General features: G+C 64.3%; 21 protein-coding genes and 1 pseudogene. 14 read left to right on the top strand and 8 right to left on the bottom strand.

The annotated features are described in order from the left end of the window. Window positions 1-69: 69 nt before the first annotated feature. The 5 genes from BG60_RS02625 to BG60_RS02605 all read right to left on the bottom strand — a co-directional run bounded on the left by BG60_RS02625 (window position 70) and on the right by BG60_RS02605 (window position 6,188). Complete coding sequence (locus BG60_RS02625; RefSeq protein WP_081851813.1) at window positions 70-933, bottom strand: hypothetical protein; 864 nt, start codon at window positions 931-933, stop codon at window positions 70-72. Then, window positions 930-1,718, bottom strand: a complete 789-nt coding sequence (locus BG60_RS02620) for a MetQ/NlpA family ABC transporter substrate-binding protein (protein WP_008346794.1) — start codon at window positions 1,716-1,718, stop codon at window positions 930-932. The genes BG60_RS02625 and BG60_RS02620 overlap by 4 nt, the downstream gene beginning before the upstream one ends. Beyond that, window positions 1,718-2,758 carry a formylglycine-generating enzyme family protein gene (locus tag BG60_RS02615; protein ID WP_033535804.1) on the bottom strand — a complete coding sequence of 347 codons (1,041 nt, stop codon included), beginning with the start codon at window positions 2,756-2,758 and terminating at the stop codon, window positions 1,718-1,720. The genes BG60_RS02620 and BG60_RS02615 overlap by 1 nt, the downstream gene beginning before the upstream one ends. Before the next feature lie 7 nt (window positions 2,759-2,765). Further along, window positions 2,766-4,706, bottom strand: coding sequence for an arylsulfatase (locus BG60_RS02610; RefSeq protein WP_008346790.1), 1,941 nt, complete (start codon window positions 4,704-4,706; stop codon window positions 2,766-2,768). 288 nt (window positions 4,707-4,994) lie between these two features. Beyond that, a complete protein-coding gene (locus tag BG60_RS02605) occupies window positions 4,995-6,188 on the bottom strand; it encodes a porin (RefSeq protein ID WP_008346788.1) in 1,194 nt (397 codons plus the stop codon). Window positions 6,189-6,476: 288 nt separating this feature from the next. Here BG60_RS02605 and BG60_RS02600 point away from each other — a divergent pair, with 288 nt between their 5' ends. From BG60_RS02600 to BG60_RS02565, 8 genes are all read left to right on the top strand, one after another. Further along, window positions 6,477-6,944: a RidA family protein gene (locus tag BG60_RS02600; RefSeq protein WP_008346786.1), complete on the top strand. Its 468-nt coding sequence runs from the start codon at window positions 6,477-6,479 to the stop codon at window positions 6,942-6,944. A 243-nt stretch (window positions 6,945-7,187) separates the two neighbouring features. Further along, complete coding sequence (soxC, locus tag BG60_RS02595) at window positions 7,188-8,408, top strand: sulfite dehydrogenase (RefSeq protein ID WP_033535828.1); 1,221 nt, start codon at window positions 7,188-7,190, stop codon at window positions 8,406-8,408. A gap of 25 nt (window positions 8,409-8,433) precedes the next feature. Next, window positions 8,434-9,027: a c-type cytochrome gene (locus BG60_RS02590; protein WP_008346784.1), complete on the top strand. Its 594-nt coding sequence runs from the start codon at window positions 8,434-8,436 to the stop codon at window positions 9,025-9,027. Between the two features lie 141 nt (window positions 9,028-9,168). Beyond that, a complete protein-coding gene (locus BG60_RS02585) occupies window positions 9,169-9,390 on the top strand; it encodes a hypothetical protein (protein ID WP_033535802.1) in 222 nt (73 codons plus the stop codon). A gap of 165 nt (window positions 9,391-9,555) precedes the next feature. Further along, on the top strand, window positions 9,556-9,906 hold the full coding sequence (locus tag BG60_RS02580; protein WP_033535827.1) for a DUF3088 domain-containing protein: 351 nt from the start codon (window positions 9,556-9,558) through the stop codon (window positions 9,904-9,906). A 24-nt stretch (window positions 9,907-9,930) separates the two neighbouring features. Then, window positions 9,931-11,259, top strand: coding sequence for an LLM class flavin-dependent oxidoreductase (locus tag BG60_RS02575; RefSeq protein ID WP_008346780.1), 1,329 nt, complete (start codon window positions 9,931-9,933; stop codon window positions 11,257-11,259). Beyond that, complete coding sequence (locus BG60_RS02570; RefSeq protein WP_008346779.1) at window positions 11,259-12,212, top strand: aliphatic sulfonate ABC transporter substrate-binding protein; 954 nt, start codon at window positions 11,259-11,261, stop codon at window positions 12,210-12,212. Before BG60_RS02575 ends, BG60_RS02570 begins: the two co-directional genes overlap by 1 nt. Before the next feature lie 131 nt (window positions 12,213-12,343). Then, a complete protein-coding gene (locus tag BG60_RS02565; RefSeq protein WP_008346778.1) occupies window positions 12,344-13,681 on the top strand; it encodes an LLM class flavin-dependent oxidoreductase in 1,338 nt (445 codons plus the stop codon). Window positions 13,682-13,723: 42 nt separating this feature from the next. Here BG60_RS02565 and BG60_RS36720 read toward each other — a convergent pair whose 3' ends face one another. The 3 genes from BG60_RS36720 to BG60_RS36245 all read right to left on the bottom strand — a co-directional run bounded on the left by BG60_RS36720 (window position 13,724) and on the right by BG60_RS36245 (window position 15,342). Next, entirely contained in the window at window positions 13,724-14,164 is a 441-nt protein-coding gene (locus BG60_RS36720; protein WP_160172872.1) for an OmpA family protein, read from the bottom strand. A gap of 75 nt (window positions 14,165-14,239) precedes the next feature. Then, the gene (locus tag BG60_RS02560; RefSeq protein WP_008346776.1) at window positions 14,240-14,794 is read right to left on the bottom strand and encodes a M35 family metalloendopeptidase; all 555 of its coding nucleotides are present in this window, start codon (window positions 14,792-14,794) and stop codon (window positions 14,240-14,242) included. Then, the gene (locus tag BG60_RS36245; protein WP_152563168.1) at window positions 14,794-15,342 is read right to left on the bottom strand and encodes a PAAR domain-containing protein; all 549 of its coding nucleotides are present in this window, start codon (window positions 15,340-15,342) and stop codon (window positions 14,794-14,796) included. The genes BG60_RS02560 and BG60_RS36245 overlap by 1 nt, the downstream gene beginning before the upstream one ends. A 165-nt stretch (window positions 15,343-15,507) precedes the next feature. Between BG60_RS36245 and BG60_RS39475 the strand changes: the two are divergent. The 6 genes and pseudogenes from BG60_RS39475 to BG60_RS02525 all read left to right on the top strand — a co-directional run. After that, window positions 15,508-15,696: pseudogene (locus BG60_RS39475) on the top strand (IS5-like element ISCARN85 family transposase); the annotation flags it as partial. 167 nt (window positions 15,697-15,863) lie between these two features. Beyond that, a complete protein-coding gene (locus tag BG60_RS02545; protein ID WP_008346773.1) occupies window positions 15,864-17,462 on the top strand; it encodes an ABC transporter substrate-binding protein in 1,599 nt (532 codons plus the stop codon). Window positions 17,463-17,474: 12 nt separating this feature from the next. Continuing rightward, window positions 17,475-18,455, top strand: coding sequence for an ABC transporter permease (locus tag BG60_RS02540; RefSeq protein ID WP_008346772.1), 981 nt, complete (start codon window positions 17,475-17,477; stop codon window positions 18,453-18,455). Window positions 18,456-18,475: 20 nt separating this feature from the next. Next, window positions 18,476-19,429 (top strand): ABC transporter permease, encoded by a 954-nt coding sequence (locus tag BG60_RS02535; RefSeq protein WP_008346771.1) that lies wholly within the window; start codon window positions 18,476-18,478, stop codon window positions 19,427-19,429. Window positions 19,430-19,443: 14 nt separating this feature from the next. Further along, window positions 19,444-21,132, top strand: a complete 1,689-nt coding sequence (locus BG60_RS02530; protein ID WP_008346770.1) for an ABC transporter ATP-binding protein — start codon at window positions 19,444-19,446, stop codon at window positions 21,130-21,132. A gap of 34 nt (window positions 21,133-21,166) precedes the next feature. Further along, window positions 21,167-22,369: an acyl-CoA dehydrogenase family protein gene (locus BG60_RS02525; RefSeq protein ID WP_008346768.1), complete on the top strand. Its 1,203-nt coding sequence runs from the start codon at window positions 21,167-21,169 to the stop codon at window positions 22,367-22,369. Window positions 22,370-22,374 lie beyond the last annotated feature (5 nt).

The raw sequence follows: 22,374 nt of genomic DNA, 5'->3' as shown, positions 1-22,374 counted from the left end.
CGATTGCTGCGTAGCAAAAAGGCGGATTCGTATGCTGCCCGTCGGCACGAACGGCGCATTCGCCGAGCCTCAGAAGAGAAACCACGCCTCGGCGTCTCTCGCGAGCGGCGAGGCTGCGGTGCGTTCGGGCAGCGCGCGGAGATGCGCGCGTGCATGCTGAAGTGCATCGGAGAAACCGCGCAGTGTCTGCGTCGTCGGCCGGTCGTCGAGGCGGCGGCGTTGCACGGCCTGCGCGACGTTCCGGTGTATCAGCGCCGTCTGCGCATCGATATAGGCGATGCACGCGCGCGCGAGCGCCGTCGATAACGTGCCGATACCCATGAGCGCCGGCACGCTCGCAATGGTGCGATAACCGTCGGAAGGAAGCATCGCGAGCGCGCGGCGCGGATCGGCGAAGTCGCGTCTCAGGACATCGAACAACGGCGCGGCCCATAGCTCGCGCTCGATGCCTAGCGCGTGCCGTCTGCGTTGCACGGCCGCCTTGGCCTCTTCATCCACGATCTCGCCAGCCCTGAGGAGCAACGCACCCGGATGCTCGCCCGGGCGGATGCATTGCGCGCCGATCCATCCCGCGCCATGCGAGCGCTGCGCAAGCACCGCATGTTGCAGGTGATCGGGCACGAGCGGGTCGAGCGGCACCGCGATGCACTGATCCGGCTTGCCCTTTGCATGAAGGCCGCACAACCCGTCATGCGCAAGCGCGGAACAGCGGCCGAGCGACGGGTAATCGAGCGCAAGCGTCGCGATGGTGATGGCACTGGCCTCATCGACGGGAAACGCGTGCAGTGGCGTGTCTGCGCCTCGCGGCATGCGTCCGAGCGCGATGCAGCCGACGAATACGTCGCGGTGTTCGAACAGTTCGCGTAGCGACATCGCCGGCGGACTGTTGCAGCATTTGCCGCACGCGGTGCAGTCGAACGAGTAGCTATTCACCAAGGCCGGCGCACGGAATCCTGATACTGCGTGAGGATGAAATGCGCGACGTCGTCGGAATGAAAGACACGAACGAGTCGCCCGACCCAGGCGGCCTTCGCGTCGCGCGTACGCACGGCGAGAACATGCTGATAAGGCGAGCGCGCATCTTCGATGCCGATGCTGTCGCGGCCCGGCTTCAGCTTGTTGCGCGCGGCGTCGTCGGCGTTCATCGCGACGAAGCTCGCCGTGTCGAGCGCTTCGTAGAGCTTCGCACGTTCCACCCGGCGGATCTTCAGACCGAAGCGATTGCCGGCGATATCCCCGAGCGTCGGATGAAGGCCCGCGCCGTCCTTCAGCGTGATGAGCGCATAGTTCTGCAGGAGGATCAATGCGCGCGCGGTGCCGGCGGCATCGGCCGGAACGGCGACGGTCGCGCCGCGCGGCAAGTAGGCGATCGATGCGAGCTTGCGCGAGTAGAGCGCCAACGGCAAGGTCACGGTCGCGGCGACGCTTTCGATCGCGTAGCCGTTGCGCGCGCTGCGGGCGGCGAGGCTGGCTTCGTCCTCGAAACTGGCGGCATCGATCGTACCGTTTGCGAGCGCGGCGTCGATGCGCGCGGCATCGTCGAAAGTCACGACGGCGAGCGGCAAGCCCTGCTTCGCGGCGACTTCACGCACATGCGCGACGATCGTCGCTTCCTCGCCCGGCATCACGCCGATGCGAACCGTCTGCTCCGCGGCATGCGCCGTCGTCACGAAGGAGGCTGCCAGAACCGCCCCCGCGAAAACGAATCGCGCGCGCATCAGCCGTCCCTCAGCACGGTGCGAAAGCCGATATGCGACGCGGGCAAATCCGCTTCCTGCTGCTCGCGCGACGACGCCCGGTAGCGTACGCAATAATCCTGCGCGCACAGGAACGAGCCGCCCTTGATGACCATGGCCGTGTCGTGCTTGCGCGCTGGGATCACCGCCGCCGTGTCGCCGTTCGAATGCGGCTGACGCGGACCGGTGTAAGGATCCTTCGTCCATTCCCATGCGTTGCCGATCATGTCGTACAGCCTGAAATCGTTCGCCGCATAGCAACCGACCGGCGCCAAACCCGCATGGCCGTCTTCGGCGGAGTCGAGCACGGGAAACACGCCTTGCCAGTAATTCGCCGATGGCTTGCCGCGCGCATCGCGCGGAGCGGCGTCGAGCTGCGCGCCTTCCCGCCCGGCCTTGCCCGCGTATTCCCACTCGGCCTCGGTCGGCAGATCGCGGCCGAGCCAGTGCGCGTAGGCGAGGGCGTCGGCGAGCGTCACCATCGTCACCGGACGATTTTCGCGCCCTTTCCATGTGCTCGACGATCCCGTGGGATGCTTCCACGACGCACCTTTCACCCACGACCACCACGCGAGATCGCGTGCGTTCATTTCTTCGCGCGTCGGGACATGGAACACGACAGCGCCGCCCTGACGCTCGGCTTCGGTCACATAGCCCGTCGCGTCGACGAAAGCGGCGAACTGCGCGTTGGTTACATCGGTCTGGTCGATCCAGAAGGCTCCGACCTTCGTCTTGCCATCGCCCATCGGGCGCTCGTCCTCATAACCCAGTGTGCTGCCGAAGACGAATTCGCCGCCGCGCAGGTGCACCATGCCCGCGCGCGGATCGTCGCGCCACTTGGCGGGAATGCCCGAATAGCGTTCGCATTGCTGCTCGGAGCCGAGCGGCGCCAGCGTGCGCGCGAGATTGCGCGGATCGAAGCCGTGCTCCGCGTTCACGGCGAGCGCCCCGCCGAAGCCCGCGCCGAACAACGCGAGCGTCACGGCGCCGGCGCCTGCAACGGATGTCCATCGACGACTCATCGCGCGCTCAATAGTAGCCGCGCGGCCGCAGCGGTTCGACGCCGCCCACCGTGCTCATGTAGCTGTTCCACTGCTGCACGAGACTGTCGATGACCGACGGATTCTGCGCCGATACGTCGTTGTTCTCGCCGCGATCGGCCTGCAGGTCGAAGAGCTGCCAGTGACCGTCGGCGGGACCGGTCGGCGGCTCGGTCCAAAGCGCCTTCCAGCGGCCATCGGAGCTGCGCAGATAGCCGCGTCCATAGGCTTCGTCACCGAACGCGGCGGTGTGCACTTCCGCGGTGCCGTCGCCCTTGAGAATCGGGAGCAGCGACTGTCCGGTGACCGGATAGACGTAGCGGTTGTTATAGACCACCTTGCCCTTGTTCGAATCGACGCCCGTGAGCGTATTGATCGAAGCCGGCGCGGGCTGCGTCGGCGGCGTGATCTGTGCGACGGCGAGGAAGGTCGCGGTGTTGTCGGTGACGTGCGTGAAGGCGCGCAAGGTGGGCAACTGCGCCGTCTGTCCGGGCAAATGTGCGATGAGCGGTGTCGATACGCCGCCTTCGCCCGCGTAGCCCTTGGTGAGGCGGAACGGCGTCGCGCTGACTTCGGCCCAGCGCAGGCCGTATTGCAGACGCCGCGCGTTCTGCTGACCGTTGTCGGTGCCGAGCGTCGAATAGACCGCATCGGATGCGTTCGCGGTATCGGTCGCGGTCGGATCCGCGCCCGAGTCGATCGGCCAGCCTTCCGCGCCGTTATCGGACTGAAACAGGATGAACGTGTTGTCGTATTCGCCGATGTCTTTCAGATGCTGGATCAGCAGGCCGATGTTGTGATCGAGATTCTCGACCATGCCGGCATAGATTTCCATGTAGCGCGCTTGCGCCTTCTTCTCGGCGGCGGACAGGCTGTTCCACGACTTGTTGACCGTGCCGGGACCATAGTCGCTGTAGCCTTGCGCGGCGTTGTGCACGGCGCTGATGTATTTCGCGTTCGCGGTGCCATTGTTCGCCGTGGCGGGCGACGAGGTCAGCGTTTCCGGCGCGCCCTGATACGGATTGAAATCGGCGGGAATGATGCCGAGCGCCTTCTGCCGGGCAATCCGCGCATTGCGGATGACGTCGTAACCTGCGTCGTACTTGCCCGCATAGTTGTGCAAGTAAGGCTCGGGCACCTGCAAAGGCCAGTGCGGCGACGTGTAGGCTGCGTAGGCGAAGAAGGGCTTGCCGTCGCCCTTGTTCGAATCGATGTAGGAGATCAAGCGCTGCGTATAGAAGTCGGTCGAATAGAAGACGCTCGGACTGCCGCCTGCGCCGCCTGGCTGGCCGGGCTGTCCCGGCTGAACGTATTGACCGTCTTCCGTGTAGTTTTTCGAGCCTGCGGGTTCGTGCGCGAAGTGATTCGTCGCGGCGCCGCCGAGCAGCGCATAGCTATGCTCGAAGCCCCACTGATCCGGCGTTTGCCCGCCGCCTGTGGTGCTGCCTACGATTCCCGAGCCGATGTGCCACTTGCCCGCCATGTACGTGTGATAACCGCCATCCTTCAGCAACTGCGCGACCGAGAGCGCCCGGTCGTTCAGATAGCCTTCGTATCCCGGCAGGCCCTTGCGTTCGTCGGTTGGCGTGCCCATCGTGCCTTCGCCGACGAGATGGTGGTCGGTGCCTGAGATCAGCATGGCGCGCGTGATCGCGCAGACCGTGCCGGTGTGATGGTTCGTGAGGATGCGGCCCGATGCGACGAGCGCATCGAGATTCGGCGTGTTGATTTCGCCGCCGAACGCGTGGATATCCGAGTAGCCGAGATCGTCGGCCATGATGTACAGGATGTTCGGCCGTTTGGCGGCGGCGACCGGCGCGGTCGTCGGCGAGCTGTCGCTGGAAGAGCCGCACGATGCCAGCGCGAAGAGGCTGGCGACGGCGAGCGCAACGGCGGCGCGGCGGGTAGCGATCGAGCGGTGCAAGGTCATTGTCGTTATGGCGGTCCGTTGAAAGCGAGCGGCGATCTTAGCAACCGGCTCAAGGCCGCCAAAGATCGATTTCTGCTTTGCTTGTCGCCTTCAGAGATTTGAAAGAACCGCGATTGCGCGTCGCGCGAATGCGCTCGGCGACGCTCGAAGCACGAGGCTTCGAGCGTGCCTTCCGGATGCGCCCGATTCGTGGGCGCGTAGGGAAACGGTGTGAGCGCAGCGTATCGAGGGTGTCGTTCCGCGCTTTCGCCGCGGGATTTTCACCGGTTCGATGCGGTTCTTCGCAGCTCAGAAGCGCACGCGCACGCCGCCGAACGCCGCCACTTGCCGGTTCGTCGACGACGGCGTGCCCGCGTCGGCGATAGCCGCGATCTTCTGATAGCCGTTGCCGACGCGCGTCGAGGCATCGCCCGCCGCGAGCTGATAGACGCCGGAGAGATAGAGGTCCGTGCGCTTCGACAATACATAGTCGACGCCGAGCGTGAACTGATGCCAGCGCGGCTTGAGTGTCGCGCCGCCGGTGCCGGGCAGACTGTTGGCGCGGCCATCGGTGAAGGTGTACACGCCGATCAGCGTCGTCGCCGGCGTAATGTTGTAGCGGCCGTTCACATCGTAGTTGTTGAACTTGCGCGACGAGCCATCGTTGTAGTCGAGCTGCGTGTGGCTCCATGCGAAGCCGACTGTCGCGACCGATCCGATCGCATAGTTGCCGCCCGCGACCGCCACTTGCTGCCGCGCGACGCCGCCGTTCAGGCCATAGAAGAAGGCGCCGCTGTAGTCGTCGCCGGACGTGGTCGATGCACCGCCGACCGCGCCGCTCGTGTTCGACGCGACATTCGGATGATCGAGCAGCAAATAGCCCGCGCCGAGTTGCAACGGCCCGCTGGCGTAGCTCGCCGATACGCCCCAAGCGCGGTTGTTGCCGAAGCCCGCGCCCGCGCCGTTGCTCGCCTGATTGCTGAACCCGTAGAGCGCATCGACAGTCACGCCCGCGAAGGTATCGCTCTTGAACTTCACGGCATTGTTGATGCGGAAGGTCTGATTCAGATTGTCGTTATCGCCGACGTGCGTGGCGGGCGACCAGAATCCCGGCCCCGCGAAGAGCGCAACGAGATCCGTGTTCGGATCGTACTGACGCCCGAGCGTCAGCGTGCCGATGCCCGTCTTCGCCACGCCCACATAAGCTTGCCGCCCGAATTCGCGTCCGCCTTGAGCGAGTGTGCCGTCGTTGACGCGATAGCCGCTCTCGAGCGCGAACAGCGCCTTGTAGCCGCCGCCCAGATCTTCGACGCCTTTGAGGCCCCAGCGGCTGCCGTTGAGCTTGCCGCTCGTCGCCTGCACATTGGATGCGCCACGCTGATTGTTCGTATAGGCGAGGCCGGCGTCGATGATCCCGTACAAGGTGACGGAACTCTGTGCCTGAACGATGCCCGGAAGGGCGGCCAGTAAGCCAGCGGCGCCGGCGAGTGCGACTCGTTTCATTCGCTTCCTTAGGTATTAACCATGAGTTCGAGGAAGCCGGATACTACGGTCGTGCTTACCGAAGTCCAACAAAGGATTTTTCGTTTGTAATGGTCGGAGCGTCTGATTTGGATTCCGGATTACATCGGAGAAGCGATGCAGAAATCGCGAGCAGGCGCGCAACGAACGCTTCGCGCCGCGCGAGGCCGGTCATATCGATATGAGGCTTCGTTGGTTAGCGCGCCGGCCGTTGCTGCATAACATGAGCGGCTGCGCGTGATGTCACGCATTCATACCGACAGGAGCACCATGAGCGCTGACGAAAGACTCGACCGTCTGATCGACCCCGAACGCACTTCGAGCAACCCGAAGGCGAACTATCGCAATGCCACCCGCTGGGGCGATCTCGTGTTCGTGTCGGGCAAGTCGGCGGGCGCCGCCATCGACGGTAAGCCGTCCAAAGGCAGGCTGGGTGACACGCTCACGCTCGAAGACGGCGTTTCGTTCGCACGCGAGGCGGCACTGGAACTGCTGCTCGTGCTGCGCGATGAACTCGGCTCGCTCGAACGCGTGAAGCAGGTGCTCGACGTGCAGGGCTTCGTGAACGCCGACGCCGCCTTCGAAGACCACGCGAAGGTGCTCGACGGCGCATCGGATCTGCTGGTCGAGGTTCTGGGCGATGCCGGCGTGCACGCGCGCTCGGTGTTCGGCGCCGTGTCGTTGCGCGGCGGGCAGCCGGTGATCCTGCGCGCCGTCGTCGGCGTGAGCGACTCATGATGTCATCGCATTCGCAGGAGCGCGTTAGACGATGGCGCTTAAGCAACCCTTGTCATTTGCATAGTCGCAATCGCGATTGGGCATCCCGAAACCGCGACCTATAATCGGGCGCCCGACTGCCTGTCTTCTCTGCCCGACTCATCGAGCATGCCGAAAATCCCGCGTTTCTCATCGTTTTCCGCCACACGGCCCGGCGATCCCGCGAAGCCGGAGCAACACGCTCCCGCGTCGCCGCGACGCCGGATGCTGGGCGGCCTCGCGCTGTCGGCAGTCGTGGCGCCTCACGCGAATGCGGCGTCCGGACGCTTGCAGCCGCTCAGCGTCGAGCCGTGGACGCGCATGCCTGGCGCGCCGATTCTCGATCATCCCTATGGCCTGCCATCCCCGCGCGAATCGGAGGTCGTGCGTCGCGCGGCGCGTGCGTGGCCGGTGCCGGGAGCGGCTTCGTCGCTGACGCCGCTCGCCGATCTGCACGGCGCGATCACACCGAACGGGCTTGTCTACGAACGCCATCACGCCGGTGTGCCGGATATCGACCCGGACCAGCACCGGCTCGTGATTCATGGCCTCGTGCGCGAGCCGAAGCTCTTCACGATGGACGATTTGCTGCGGCTGCCTTCCGAGTCGCGCGTGCACTTTCTCGAATGTTCGGGCAACACCGCGAGCGAATGGAAAGGGCCGAGCGGGCTGCCCGTTCAGCTCACGCACGGGCTTCTGTCGTGCTGCGAGTGGACCGGCGTGCGGCTTTCGACGTTGATCGAGGCGGCCGGCGGGCTCGCTGCGAACGACGGCCACGCGCCGCGCTGGATTCTCGCGGAGGGCGCCGATGCAGCCGCGATGACGCGCAGCCTGCCGCTCGATCGCGTGCTGGATCGCGCGTTCGTCGTGTATGCGCAGAACGGCGAGCGGCTGCGGCCGGAGAACGGCTATCCGCTGCGGCTTCTGGTCCCCGGCTTCGAAGGCAACACCAACGTGAAGTGGCTGCGCAGGCTGAAGCTCGTCGACGCGCCGCTCGAAACGCGAGAGGAAACGTCGAAATACACGAACTTGCTGGCCGATGGTCGCGCGCGCCAGTTCGTGTTCGAGATGGATGCGAAATCGGTCATCACGCGGCCATCGCCCGGGCACAAGTTGACGACTCACGGTTACTACCCGATCGTGGGGCTCGCCTGGTCGGGACGCGGTGCGATCCGTCAGGTCGAAGTATCCGTCGATGGTGGCCGTTCATGGCAAGCGGCGCGGCTCGATGGCACGCCCGGCGATCGCGCGCTCACGCGCTTTCATGCGGGATGGGTGTGGAACGGTGAACCGGCCACGATCCTCTCGCGGGCAACGGATTCGACCGGATACATCCAGCCGACGCGCGAGGCGCTCGTCGCCGCGCGCGGGCTGAACTCGAACTACCACTACAACGGCATTCAGCAATGGCGCGTCGACGCCGATGGCAGCGTGAAAAATGCATAGGGAATCAACTCGACAACTTCGCGCCGTGCGCCCGCTGATCGTGGGTCTGACGGCGCTGTGTCTTACCGCCTGCTCGGGGCCGTGGCGGGACGGGCGCGCGTCGCAGGCCGGGTTGGACGATGCAACGCATCGCGCGGCTGTCGGCACGATCGGCACGATCGGCACGATCGGCACGCCCGTGAGCGCGGCGGACATCGCCGCGTGGAACATCGATGTCGCGCCTGACGGTCGCGGCCTGCCCGCGGGCAGCGGCGACGTGGTGACCGGTGCGCGGATCTTCGCGGCCAAGTGCGCCTCGTGTCACGGCGCGAAAGGCGAGGGCGTGCTGGGCGACCGGCTGATCGGCGGGCGTGGCACGCTCGCGAGCGAGAAGCCGGTGCGCACGGTCGGAAGCTACTGGCCATACGCGACGACACTGTTCGATTACATTCGCCGCGCGATGCCCTATAACGCGCCGCAATCGCTGAGCGCGGACGAGGTGTATGCCGTGAGCGCGTGGATCCTGAATCAGAACGGCATCGTTCCCGACGACGCCCGCCTCGATGCGCATTCGCTTGCCGCCATCCGCATGCCGAATCGCGATGGATTCGTTCCGGACCCGCGACCGGGACGCCTTTGACATGCATAGCATGACGTAATGACGAATCGATGCGGCCGGTGATTTGCAAACGTAAAAGGATTGGTTGGCCATGCGTTCGTCGGCCCCTAGCATGAAGCGGTTCGGGCAATGTTGCCTGAATTTGCCGCGAGGACTCGCTCCATGCAATACAAAGGTTATGAGGTTGCACCCTCCGCTCAGGCCATGCCGAGCGGCTTGTATGCGGCCAACCTGACGATCGAACATCGCCGGTACGCGCACGGTGCAAGCTTCACTTTCGATGCGCTCGATTACTTCTTCGAGCGCGATCATGCGATCGCCTATGCGGCACGCTGGGCGCGGCTGTGGATCGATCAGCGCAGCGCGCGCAAGAAGCGCGGATAACGTCGAGGAAGCATCGGATAGCCGCATGAGCTGTCGGTCCGGAAGGCGCCCGCGATCCGTCTTTCGTCATGCGCGCCGCAGATTTGGTTAGCAGATCCAATTCGTTCCAATCTCCGCGCGGGATGGTTACGCTGTGGCGGCTCTCAACCACGCATGACGCCGACCATGACCCAACGCGATCTACTCATTCTGCTGGAACCGGGCTTCACCGATCCGAAGCGCCCGGGCGAAGTGTTCATCTGCCCGGACGGTGCGCCGATCGAAGGTCTGCTCGCAAGCGATCCGGCGCGCAACGCGCGCCTCGATATCCGCCGCGTGCCCTTCGAGCGTCCCCGCAAGGCCGCGGTCGAAGCACTGAGCGAGGCGCATCAAAGTCTGCCGGTGCTGGTGCTGGGCGATGCGTACCCCGCGCCGTCCGACGCGCAAACCGTCGGCGAGAAACGCTTCGTCACCGATACGCGCCGCATTCTCGCGTTGCTCGCAGAGCGCCACGGTTTTCCCAAAGTGCATGACTGATCCGGCAAACGAGACTATTCGCTCATGCCCCGACCTATACATCTGAATCTCTTCGTTCACGGACGCGGCCATCATGAAGCAGGCTGGCGTCATTCCGGCGCGACGCGCCAGGCGCTGACCGATATCGACTATTTTCGCGATCTCGCCGTCAGGGCCGAGCAAAGCCTGTTCGATTCCGTGTTTTTCGCCGATGCCCTCGCGCTCGGCGATGGCGCGCAATTCGTCGCGTCCGGCGCGCTCGAACCGATCACCACGCTCGCGGCGCTTTCGCAGGCGACTTCGCGCATCGGGCTGATCGCGACGGCATCGACCACGTACACCGAGCCGTTCAATCTCGCGCGTCAGTTCGCTTCGCTGGATCACATTTCGCGCGGGCGCATCGGCTGGAACATCGTGACCTCGTGGGTCGGCGGCGCGGGGCCGAACTTCGGCTACGAGCAGCAGATCGAGCATGCGGAGCGCTACGCACGCGCGCACGAGTTTCTCGAAGTCGTCACGCAACTGTGGGATAGCTGGGCCGATGACGCCATCATCGATGACGCGTCGAGCGGACGCTTTCTCGATCCGGCGCGCGTGCGCAAGATCGGCTATCGCGGGAAGTTTCATCGCGTGGCGGGGCCGCTGAATCTGCCGCGCCCGCCACAGGGGCATCCGGTGCTGGTGCAGGCGGGCTCGTCGGCGACGGGCAAGGCGTTCGCCGCGCGCCATGCGGAAGCCGTCTTCACCGCGCATCTGACGAAGCAATCCGCGATCGACTTTTATGCCGAGCTCAAGGCGGGCGCGAGGGCCGCGGGCCGCTCGGAGCAGGACATCGTGATCCTGCCGGGCATCAGCGCGGCGATCGGTTCGACCGAAGCCGAAGCCAGCGCTCTGCTCGACGAACTCGACTCGATCACCGATGTCAGCGTGGGACTCGGCCGCCTGTCGAACCGCTTCGGCGGCTACGATTTCTCGACGCTGCCGCTCGATCAGCCGCTGTCCGTCGATGACTTTCCGGACCCGTCGACGGTGCAGGCCGCGCAAAGCCGCGCGGCAGTCATCACGCAACTGGTGGCGCGCGAGCGTCCGACCTTGCGCAGCCTGTTGAGGAAGCTCGCGGCGGCGCGCGGGCATTTCACGCTGTCCGGCACGCCCGAACAGATTGCAGATGTCATTGCCGACTGGACCGAAAGCCGTGCCGCCGATGGCTTCAACGTGATGCCGCCCGTACTGCCCGCGCAGCTCGAGCACTTCACCGAGCATGTCGTGCCGATTCTGCAAAGGCGCGGCCTGTTCCGGCGCGAGTACGAAGCCGCCACGCTGCGCGGTCACTACGGTCTCGCACGTCCCGCCAATCCTTATTTCAAGTCTTGATGCCGATCCGCTTCCTGAAATCCATCATCGCCGCCGGTTGCTTCGCCGCCGCGTTTGCTGCGCACGCTGACGAGGGCTATCCCGCGCAGATCAACATCGGAATCCAGAAGGGCGACGGTCTCGTCGCGCTGCGGGCATCGGGCAAGCTGGAGCAGGCCTTCGCTTCGCATCACGTCAAGGTTTCGTGGCACGAGTTCGTGTATGGCGCGCCGCTCGTCGAAGCCATCAATGCGGGCGACGTCGATGTAGGCACGGTCGGCTCGACGCCGCCGATCATGGCGCAGGCGGGCGCGGCGCCATCGGTCGTGTATGTGGCGTATGCGCCGAGACTCGTCAAAAGCTATGCGATCGTCGTGCCGAAGGATTCGCCCGTGAAGGACCTGCGCGATCTGAAGGGCAGAAAGATCGCCTTCGCCAAGGGCTCGCAAGGGCACCTGTTCGTGCTGAAGGCGATGCAGGATGCCCACATGGACCCGAACGCCGCGCAGTTCACGTACCTGTCCTATGGCGATGCGCGCTCGGCGTTCGAGCGCGGCTTCATCGATGCGTGGGCCGTGCCCGATCCGCGTTACGCGGACACCGAACTGACCACCGGCGCGCGGACCATTCTCACCATCGGGGATCTGTCGGTGCCGCAATACGGCTTCTATATCGCGACGCGCGACTTCGCGCAAAAGTATCCCGCCGCGCTGCGTCTGCTGTTCGATCAGCTTGCACGTCAGACGAACGACAGCCTCGCGCATCCGCAGGATACGGCGCGCTTTTTGTCCGCCAATACGGGCGTGCCGCTCGCCGTATGGAACCGGGCGATCTCGCGCCTGGAGTGGGGCGCGAGCTATCCGATTCCCGACGACGTCCTTGGCGCGCAGCAGGACTCGGCGAATCTGGCTTTCGATACGAAGGTGATTCCGCGCCGCATCGATGTGCGCCAGGCGGTGTTGCAGATCAGGTAAGGATCGACGCGCGCGCTACGCAAGCCTTATCCGTTTAGCGCCGCTTTTCATATGCTTCGTCGAATTCGTTCGTGGCGTCGTTCGCGTCGCCCGTACAAGATGGAGAGTTATCCCTTTCTGTGGAGCTTTCCATGAGCGGCGATGCCCCGCGCCAACTGCATCTGAACATCAACGCGCTTCATTCCGGATTCGTGCCGTCGGCATGGCGTCTGCCGGATTCGGATCCGAACGTATTCCTCGACGTGAGCCACTATGTGCGCCTGGCGCAGCTGGCGGAACGCGCGTGTCTCGATGCAATCTTTCTCGCCGATAGCGCCGCGATCTCCGATCAGCTCGACATGCGCCCTATCACGGCGCTCGAACCGACGATGCTCCTCACGAGCATTGCAGCCGCGACCACGCATCTTGGGCTGATCGCGACGGCATCGACGAGTTACAACGAGCCGTATAACATCGCACGCCGATTCGCGACGCTCGATCTGATCAGCGGCGGGCGCGCGGGCTGGAACATCGTGACGACCGCGGACCTGCCGTCTGCGCGCAACTTCGGTCACGACACGGTCCCCGACCATGCAACGCGCTATGCACGCGCGGACGAGTTCGCGGCGCTCGTCAAGACGCTGTGGAATAGCTGGGATGACGACGCATTCATCGCGGACAAATCGAGCGGGCGCTTCGTCGATCTCGACAAGGTGCATCCGGCCGATCATCGTGGGCGATTCTTCAGCGTGCGCGGCGCGCTGAATCTGCCGCGCTCGGCACAGGGTCATCCGGTTCTGGTGCAGGCGGGCGCATCGGGCGACGGACGCGAGCTTGCCGCGCGTCACGCGGAAGCGGTGTTTTCGGCCTCGCAATCGTTCGATGAATCGCGTGCATATCGCGAAGATCTCAACGCGCGCGCGGCGCGTTACGGACGCGGCGCGAACGCGGTGAAAGTGCTCGCGGGACTGACGACGATCATCGGTTCGACGGAAAGCGAGGCGCTGCGACGCCGTGACGAACTCGTCGATCTGATTCCGGTGCAGTACAGCCTGAACCGCATCGCTGGCACGCTCGGCGTGCCCGTCGATTCGCTTTCGCTCGACAGGCGTTTGCCCGACGACTTGCCGCTGCCCAATGGCGGCAACGGCAATCACACGTTCTTCAACGCGACGCTCGCGCAGGCGCGCACGCATGGCTACACGGTGCGCGAGCTCATCCGTGCGCTGGCGGGCGGCGGCGGACATCGCGTGATCGTCGGCACGCCCGAGCAAGTCGCGGATGACATCGAGCACTGGTTCAGGAACGGCGCCGCCGACGGCTTCAATCTGATGCCCGACGTGCTGCCCGATGGTCTCGAAGCCTTCACGGAAGGCGTCGTGCCGATACTTCAGCGGCGCGGCATTTTCCGTCGCGCCTATGAGGGCAAGACCTTGCGCAGCCATCTGGGGTTGTCGGTGCCCGAGGGCGCGGTGCTCGACATGCATTAGGCGGGTGGTGGGGGAGCGGTGCGCGTGGCGTAGCGATCGCCTCTAGCGCGTGCAACAGTTGTTCGGGCATCCGGGACCGAACGTGATTTCCACCCGCTGCCCACCCGGCTCGGAAAACCTTCGTGGCTCACGCACGGTATAAACGCGCCCAGTTACCCACAAATGCGAACTTTGTAAGCCGAACTGCTGCATGGCGCTCCACACCTTTTGGGCACGCTGTTCTGCCAGCTTCCTCGGCATAACCTCGATTGATTCCGCGAGGCCGACCACTTGAATAACGTCCGCGTATTCAAACTTTCGCATTTCTGCGGACCATGCCGAGAGCCGTGCCAATTCCTTGACACTGAGCGACGCAGAATTTCGCGCGAAGAGAACATCGATATTTTCTCCACGTTGATTCTGTGGGCCATCACAGGCCAGTGCTGAACCGAACCACGCGAGCAAGAGCGCCGGAATCAGGAGCTTAATTTTCAGAAAAGACACAGTACCCCGCCACGCTGTCAGCATTCACTATTGCAAGATCCGGATGCGCCTGCCCCCATTCCTTTAGCCTGAAAGTTATCGTGTACTGAGGGTCGCCGTTGCCATCGTGTCGAGAAAATGAGTCGCCTCATGAATGATAGTTGATGCCTGCGAGTCACCTGTGCCGCTCCACGGCCGCATCGTGCAAAAGCTCAGATCGATTGCCATTGTGTGCGTGGCGGTATCCGGGGCGCATACGTGCGCCGCAACGCCATCCGTGCGTGAGTTCGGAAGGCAGCCTGTTGCATGGTCTGCTTCGCTCCCACTTCGCACTACGTTTTCGGGCCCGAAGCCGCGCACTACCTCAAGGACTTTCGTGAGTCCATCTCGAAGCCGCCTATGAGTGGCCTCGTCGTTGCGGCCGAACCATCGCCATACACGAGCCTTTTCGCTGGCGCTCCAGACATCTAACGCAGCCAGGCGCATTTCAATCTTCTGAACTGCTTCGTCCTGCGCCGCAGCGAACATCTTTCTGAATTCCGCATTCGTCATATTCGGGCAAATGCGCTCCGTGTTGACATACACATCCACGGACGAACCCTCGACCGTGTTAGTCATCGACGAATGAACTTCGAACAACTCCTTTGCCATTACTTCACATCCTCCACCGCGACCGTCACACGCTCGGCCGCATTGGTCCTGATGCGTTGCGTCCTGCCGGCTGCGTCGGTCACGCCCTCGATGAGCGTTCCGCTTTCGCCAATCAGGCGATACGCCACGTTAGAGAGTGGCTTGCCGTTCATCTTGCTGCGAAGAACGTACGCTTCATCGAACACGGACGCCAAAGGCGCGGCAGCGATGTTGTCACTTCCAGTCGCGCAATGACGGATGGCCCCGAGACTCTCGACAAGATCTTCGTACCAAGCTTCCCCCGCGAGTCTTGCGAAGATGCGCGGATGGTCCGGACAGTCGCATATGACGACATCATTTTCTAGCGCTATCTCGCTTGCACCTAACGTCATGCGGCGCCGACCGCCTTCCTTCGCGATATAGCCGGTTGTCTTGCAGACGGGACAATATGCGGCACCGTTGATAAGCCCGGCTTGATGGCCGCTCAACGTGAAAAAGGGCCCTTTGTAATCGCAAATCTCACCGTTGTTACTTAGCTTATCGCCGACCACAGCAAACCGGCGCATCATGATTGGGCCCTGCTACCTGTTTCGTTATTCATGCTTTTTGGCATATGTTTTCAGGCTTTTGGAAAGACGCCACTCGGTTGAAGTAGTGACGTCAGCATACGAACTCGTTGGAAAAGTTCAACGGGATGCTGGTAAAAAAATCTTCGAATCTACAAACTTCAACGTATTCCTCCGTTAAGCACGCGCGTCGAGCCTTGGTAGTACGACCGGATAATGTACGAACGTCGCAACGAAGTGGCGCGGCTGTTCCGTCGGTTGAAGGGCTTTCGTCGGATTTTCTCGTGCTTCGACAAAGTCATTCTGATGTTCATCGGCTTTATCAACTTCGCCCTCGTCGTGGAAACACTTCGATAGTGTGAACACGCCTCTCGGCATTGCACCCGACGTCACATGCTTTTCGCGCCGCCATGCTTTCCATATGCATAACCGTTCGTTCACGCGCGCGCGCAGCCGTTTTATCGTGATCGCCGCGGCGCGTCATATTCGGCCGTCGAACAACGAACAGAGAGGAATGGCATCACATGGCAGGCTTCAACCGACGCGATTTTCTGGTCTCATCAGGCGCGGCGCTCGCGTCCGCCGGCCTGTCTTCGCTCGCCTTCGCGCAGGAAGCGGCACCCAGGCGTGGCGGCACGCTCAACATGTTGATCAATCCCGAGCCGCCCGTGCTCGTATCGATCTTCCAGACGACGGGCCCCGCGCTCGTCGCGAGTTCGAAGGTGCTCGAAGGTCTGCTCGCCTATGACTTCGATCTGAAGCCGAAGGCGCAGCTCGCGACCGCGTGGAACGTGAGCCCGGACGGTCTCAAGTACACGTTCACGCTGCGCCAGAACGTGAAGTGGCACGACGGCGAGCCGTTCACATCGGCGGATGTGGCGTTTTCCATCGACTTGTTGAAGTCGATCCATCCGCGCGGGCGCAGCACCTTCGCCAACGTGACGCGCGTATCGACGCCCGATGCGCGCACCGCGATCATCGAACTGTCGAAGCCCGCGCCGTATCTGCTGAAGGCGCTGTCGGCGGGCGAATCGCCGATCGTGCCGAAGCATCTCTACGCGAACGGCGATCCGCTGACGAACCCGCATAACAACGCGCCCATCGGCACCGGGCCGTTCCGCTTCAAGTCGTGGACGCGGGGCGCGAGCATCGTCTACGAGCGCAACCCGGATTACTGGGACGCGGGCAAGCCGTATATCGATTCGCTCGTGTTCAAAGTGATTCCCGATGCCGCCGCGCGCTCCGCCGCGTTCGAAACCGGCGCGCTCGATCTCGGCGGCGAGAATCCGGTGCCGCTTTCGGATCTGCCGCGTCTCACGCAATTGCCGCAGCTCGCCGTGGAAACGCGCGGTTATCGCTTTCTGGAACCGCTCTCGGAGATCGATTTCAATCTCGCGCATCCGATCCTGAAGGACGTGCGCGTGCGTCAGGCGATCGCCCATGCGATCAATCCGCAGATCGTGCAGAAGACGATCGCCTACGGTTACGCCGACATTTCTCCGACGCCGATCACGCCCGCCTCGCCGTATCACGACGCGAAGCTCGCGCCTTACGCATTCGATATCGCGAACGCGGAAAAGCTGCTCGATGCCGCGGGTTATCCGCGCAAGAACGGCGGCCCGCGCTTCCAGTTGACGCACGATTTCCTGCCTTATGGCGACATGTACCGGCGTCAGGCCGATTACGTGAAGTCGGCGCTCGCGCGTGTGGGCATCGACGTGACCGTGCGTTCGCAGGATCTGCCTTCGTTCCTCAAGCGCGTGTATGCGGACCGTCAGTTCGACTTCACGAGCATCGGCGTGAATACGTTGTTCGATCCGAGCGTGGGTGTGCAGCGTCTCTACTGGTCGAAGAACATCCGGCCCGGCGTGCCGTTCTCGAACGCGCCGCACTACAGCAATGCGGAAGTCGATACGCTGCTCGAATCGGCATCGATCGAAACGGATGAGAAGAAGCGCGTGGCGCTCTATCAGCAGTTTCAGCAAATCGTGTATCGCGACCTGCCGATCCTGAATCTCGTCGCGCCGCGCATGGTCACGCTCGCGAACCGGCGCGTGCGCAATCACACGGTGTCGGCGCAGGGGCTGGAAGGCAATCTCGCCGATGTGTGGCTGAGCGCCTGAGGACGGACGCCGATGAACCGACGCACGCGCTTCGCCGCCATCGCGCGGCGCACCGCATGGCAGGCCCTGCCGACGATGCTCGCCATCGTGGTCCTGAACTTCTTCCTGCTGAAGCTGATGCCCGGCGACGCCGCCGATGTGCTCGCGGGCGAAGCGGGCTCCGCGACCGCCGAAACGCTGCAGGCATTGCGCGCGAAGTTCGGCCTCGATCAGCCGGTGCTGCATCAGCTCGGCGCGTATCTGTCGCATCTCGCGCACGGCAGTCTCGGCTATTCGCCGCGTTACGACGCGCCCGTCATGCAGCTGATTCTGTCGCGGCTGCCGAACACCTTGCTGCTGATGGGCACGGCGCTCGCCCTCGCGATCGCCGCGGGCATCGTGCTCGGCGCGGTCATGGCGCATTGGGCGGGCAAGTGGCCGGATCGCGTGCTGTCCGTGCTCGCGCTCGTGCTGTATTCGACGCCCGGCTTCTGGATCGGCCTGCTCGCCATCGTGCTGTTCTCGGTGCATCTCGGCTGGCTGCCGAGCGGCGGCGATATCACCGTCGGCGCGTCCTTGCACGGCTTCGCGTATGCCGCCGATGTCGCGAAACATGTGCTGCTGCCGGCCGTGACGCTCGCGACTTTCTTCGTCGCCATCTACGCGCGTCTCACGCGCGCCGCGATGCTCGAAGTGAAGCGCCAGGACTTCGTGCGTACTGCGCACGCGAAGGGGCTGCATCCGCTGCGCGTCACCGTGCGTCATGTGCTGCGCAACGCGCTGATGCCGCTCACGACGATGGTCGGCATTCACTTCGGCACGCTGCTCGGCGGCGCGGCCGTCACGGAAACCGTGTTCAGTTGGCCGGGCCTCGGGCGTCTTGCGCTCGATGCTGTCATGGCGCGCGATTTCAGCGTGCTGCTCGGCGTGTTGCTGCTTTCGTCGCTGCTCGTGATCGTCGCCAACGTGACGGTCGATCTGCTGCAGGCGTGGCTCGATCCACGCATCGTCTGACTCATCGAACCTGAAAACGCATGGCTTCCGATTCCACCGAACTCGCTTCATCCGGCCACGGCTCGGCGTGGCGGCGCCAGCTCGCCGGTGCGCTATTCGGCGCGCGGCGCGCTCAACGTGCGCCTTACGCTCGCGCCTCGCGCGGCGTGTGGCGCGCGCTGCTGCGCAATCCGTCCGCGCTCGCGGGCATCGTGCTGCTGACTGCGTTCATCGCGCTTGCGCTGAGTGCGCCGTATCTTTTTCCCGGCGATCCGCTCGATATGGTCGCCGCGCCCTTCGAATGGCCGGGCAGCGACCCGCTGTATCGCCTCGGCACCGATTCGCTCGGCCGCGATGTCGCCGCCGGCATCGCGCACGGCACACGCGTGTCGCTGCTGATCGGCGCATCGGCGGCGGCGATCGGGCTCGTCATCGGCACGCTCGTCGGCGCGATGGGCGGCTTTTTCGGCGGCGTCATCGACGATCTTCTCGTGCGCGTCACCGAGCTGTTTCAAACCGTGCCGTCGTTTCTGCTCGTGATCGTGATCGTCGCGATAGGGCGGCCGAACGTGACGGTGATCGCGCTGGCCATCGGCATCGCTTCGTGGCCGACGGTCGCGCGTATCGTGCGCGCCGAGTTCCGCACGCTGCGTTCGTCGGACTTCGTGCTCGCCGCGCGCAGTCAGGGCTTTTCCGACGCGCGCATCATCTTCGGCGAGATCTTGCCGAACGCGCTGCCGCCGGTGATCGTGACCGCATCGGTGATGGTCGCGAGCGCGATCCTGATCGAGTCTTCGCTGTCGTTTCTGGGCATGGGCGACCCGAACGTCGTCACATGGGGCGGCATGATCGGCGCGGGGCGCGATTCGTTGCGCACCGCGTGGTATTTGACCGCCGTGCCGGGCGCGGCGATCGTGCTCGCGGTGCTCGCGCTCAATCTGCTCGGCGACGGCCTCAACGACGCACTCAACCCGCGCATGCGCGAACGTTCCTGACCCGAGACCTGTCCGTGGCGAATCTTCTTGAAGTGCGCGATCTGCGCGTGAGTTTCGGCGCGCATCGCGCGGTGCGCGGCATCGATCTGGACATAGCCGAAGGCGAGACGCTCGCGCTCGTCGGCGAGTCCGGCTGCGGCAAATCGGCGACCGCGCTGTCGCTCATGCGGCTCGTGCCGGAGCCGGGCCGCGTGACGGGCAGCGTCCGCTTCGACGGACGCGACGTGCTCGCGCTGAGCCCGCGTGAAATGCGCGATGTGCGCGGCCGCGACATCTCGATGATTTTTCAGGAGCCGATGACATCGCTCAATCCGGTGCTCACGGTCGGCGCGCAGATCGTCGAGACCTTGCGACGGCACGAAGCGCTGTCGAAGCCAGCGGCGATGAAGCGCGCCGTCGAACTGCTCGATCTCGTGCGTATTCCGGAGCCGCATCGACGCGTCTTCGACTATCCGCACGAGCTGTCGGGCGGACAGCGCCAGCGCGTGATGATCGCGATGGCCGTCGCATGCCGTCCGCGTCTGCTGATCGCGGATGAACCGACCACCGCGCTCGACGTCACGATTCAGGCGCGCATTCTCGAACTGCTTGCCGAATTGCGGCGCGATCTGTCGATGTCGCTGCTGCTCATCACGCACGATCTCGGCGTCGTCGCCGAACATGCGGATCGCGTCGCCGTGATGCTCGCGGGCGAAAAGGTCGAGGAAGCGCCGGTGCGTCAACTCTTCGAGCGGCCGCGGCATGCGTACACGCGCGGGCTGCTGGGCGCATCGCTGAACGTGGCGACGGAGTTGCATTACCGCGACTGGAAGCTGCCGGAGATTCGTCACGTGCAAGGCGCCGATGACAAGCCCGCGTTCAACGTGACGCCGCTTGCGCCCGTCAGCGCGCCGGAAACGCGATTCGACAACGACGCGCCGCTGCTCTCGGTGCAACATCTGACGGTCGATTATGTGCATCGGCATGGCAGGGGCGCGTTGCGCGCCGTCGACGACGTGTCGTTCGATATCGCGCGCGGCGAAACCGTGGGTCTCGTCGGCGAATCCGGCTGCGGCAAGTCGACCCTTTCGAAAGCGATCCTGCGTCTCGTGCCGGCGTCGGGTGGCGCGATCCGCCTGCGCGGCGTCGATCTGGCGCCCCTGAGCGAACGCGCGTTGCGCCCGCTGCGGGCGCAGGTGCAGATGGTGTTTCAGGACCCGTATGCGTCGCTGAATCCACGCCGCCGCGTCGGCGACATCCTCGATACGGTGATGATCGTGAACGGCATCGCCGATGCGCGCGAACGCCGCCGACGCGCAAGCGCGATGCTCGATCGCGTCGGTTTGCCGAGCGCCGCGCTTGATCGCTATCCGCACGAGTTTTCGGGCGGTCAGCGGCAGCGCATCGGCATTGCGCGGGCGCTCGTGCTCGAGCCCGCGCTGCTGATCTGCGACGAACCCGTCTCCGCGCTCGATGTGTCCATTCAGGCGCAGATACTCAATCTGCTCGTCGAGCTGAAACGCGACCTCGGGCTCGCTTATCTCTTCATCTCGCACGATCTCTCGGTGGTGCGCTATATCGCCGACCGCGTCCATGTGATGCATGGCGGGCGCATCGTCGAAAGCGGCGATCATCGCGAGATATGGCGCGCGCCGAAGCATGCGTACACGCGCACGCTGCTCGAAGCGATTCCCGGCAAACGATTCGACGCGCAGGCCGCGTAGAGCACGCATCAATACCATAGGAACGTCACGTCATATGTCGAATAAAAATCAGAAGCTCGAAGCCGCGCTCGCCGCGCTGCCTGAACTGGCACAGTCCATCGGCGAAGATGCGGCCGCGCGCGAGGTGCGCCGCGAACTGCCGTTCGATGCCTTTGCGCTGTTTCGTCGATCGGGCCTCGGGACGTTGCGCTTTCCGCTCGAATGGGGCGGACTCGGCGGCTCGCTCGAAGACGTCTTCGACGTGATCGCAACGCTTGCCGCGCACGAAAGCAACGTCGCGCACGCGTTGCGCATTCACTTCGACCAGACCGAAGCGCTGCTGCTTGCGCCGCGCACGCCGTTCAATGCATTGCAGATCAAGCGCGTGGCGGAAGGCGCGATCTTCGGCGGCGCATCGACCGAAGCGGGCACGTCGCGCCCCGGCGAAATCACGACGCAACTTCGGCGCGAAGGCGATCACTTTCGTCTGAGCGGCCGCAAGTATTACGCGACGGGCACCGCGTTCTCCGACTACGCGCGCCTGAACGTGCAGGACGAACACGGCGAGGCCGCCATAGCCGTCGTGCCGGTTCAACGCGAGGGGCTGCGCGTGCTCGACGACTGGGACGGCATGGGGCAGCGCATGACCGCGAGCGGCAGTCTCGAGTTCGACGATCTGATCGTGTACGCGGACGAAGTCACGCCGCGCGTGCAGACGACGCTCACGGGCCGTCACGGTGGCGCGCTGCGTCAGTTGCATCTGGTGGCGGTGGCGGCGGGCATCGTACGCAACGTCGTCGCGGATGCGGAGCGCTATGTGCTGAAACACGGACGCCCCGTGCTGCATAGCGCGGCGCCGTCGGCGCGCGAGGATGCGTTCATTCAGCAGGTCGTGGGCGAATTGAGCGCGAACAGTCACGCGATCGATGCGCTCGTGCGCGACAACGCGCGCGTGCTCGAACGATCGTCGCAAGCGATTCGCAACGGCGATGCCGGCGCCGACGCGCTCGTGCTGGAAGGCGCGCTCGCGACGGCGCGCACGCAGATCGTCGTCAGCAAGCTCGCGTTGAGCGCGGCGGAGCGCATGTTCGAAGCGGGCGGCGCATCGGCGACGGCGCGCGCGCATAACTTCGATCGCCACTGGCGCAATCTGCGCACGATCTTCAGCCACAATCCGCTGATGCATAAGGCGCGCGTGATCGGCGATTACGCGCTCAACGGCGTGACGACGCATCTGACCGAAGGGCGCGTGTTCTGACGTCT

It is taken from the genome of Caballeronia zhejiangensis (assembly GCF_000698575.1).
In the GTDB taxonomy this organism is placed as follows: Bacteria; Pseudomonadota; Gammaproteobacteria; order Burkholderiales; family Burkholderiaceae; genus Caballeronia; species Caballeronia zhejiangensis.
The sequence above is the reverse complement of the archived record's forward strand: the minus strand, read 5'-3'. Positions and strand labels throughout refer to the sequence as shown.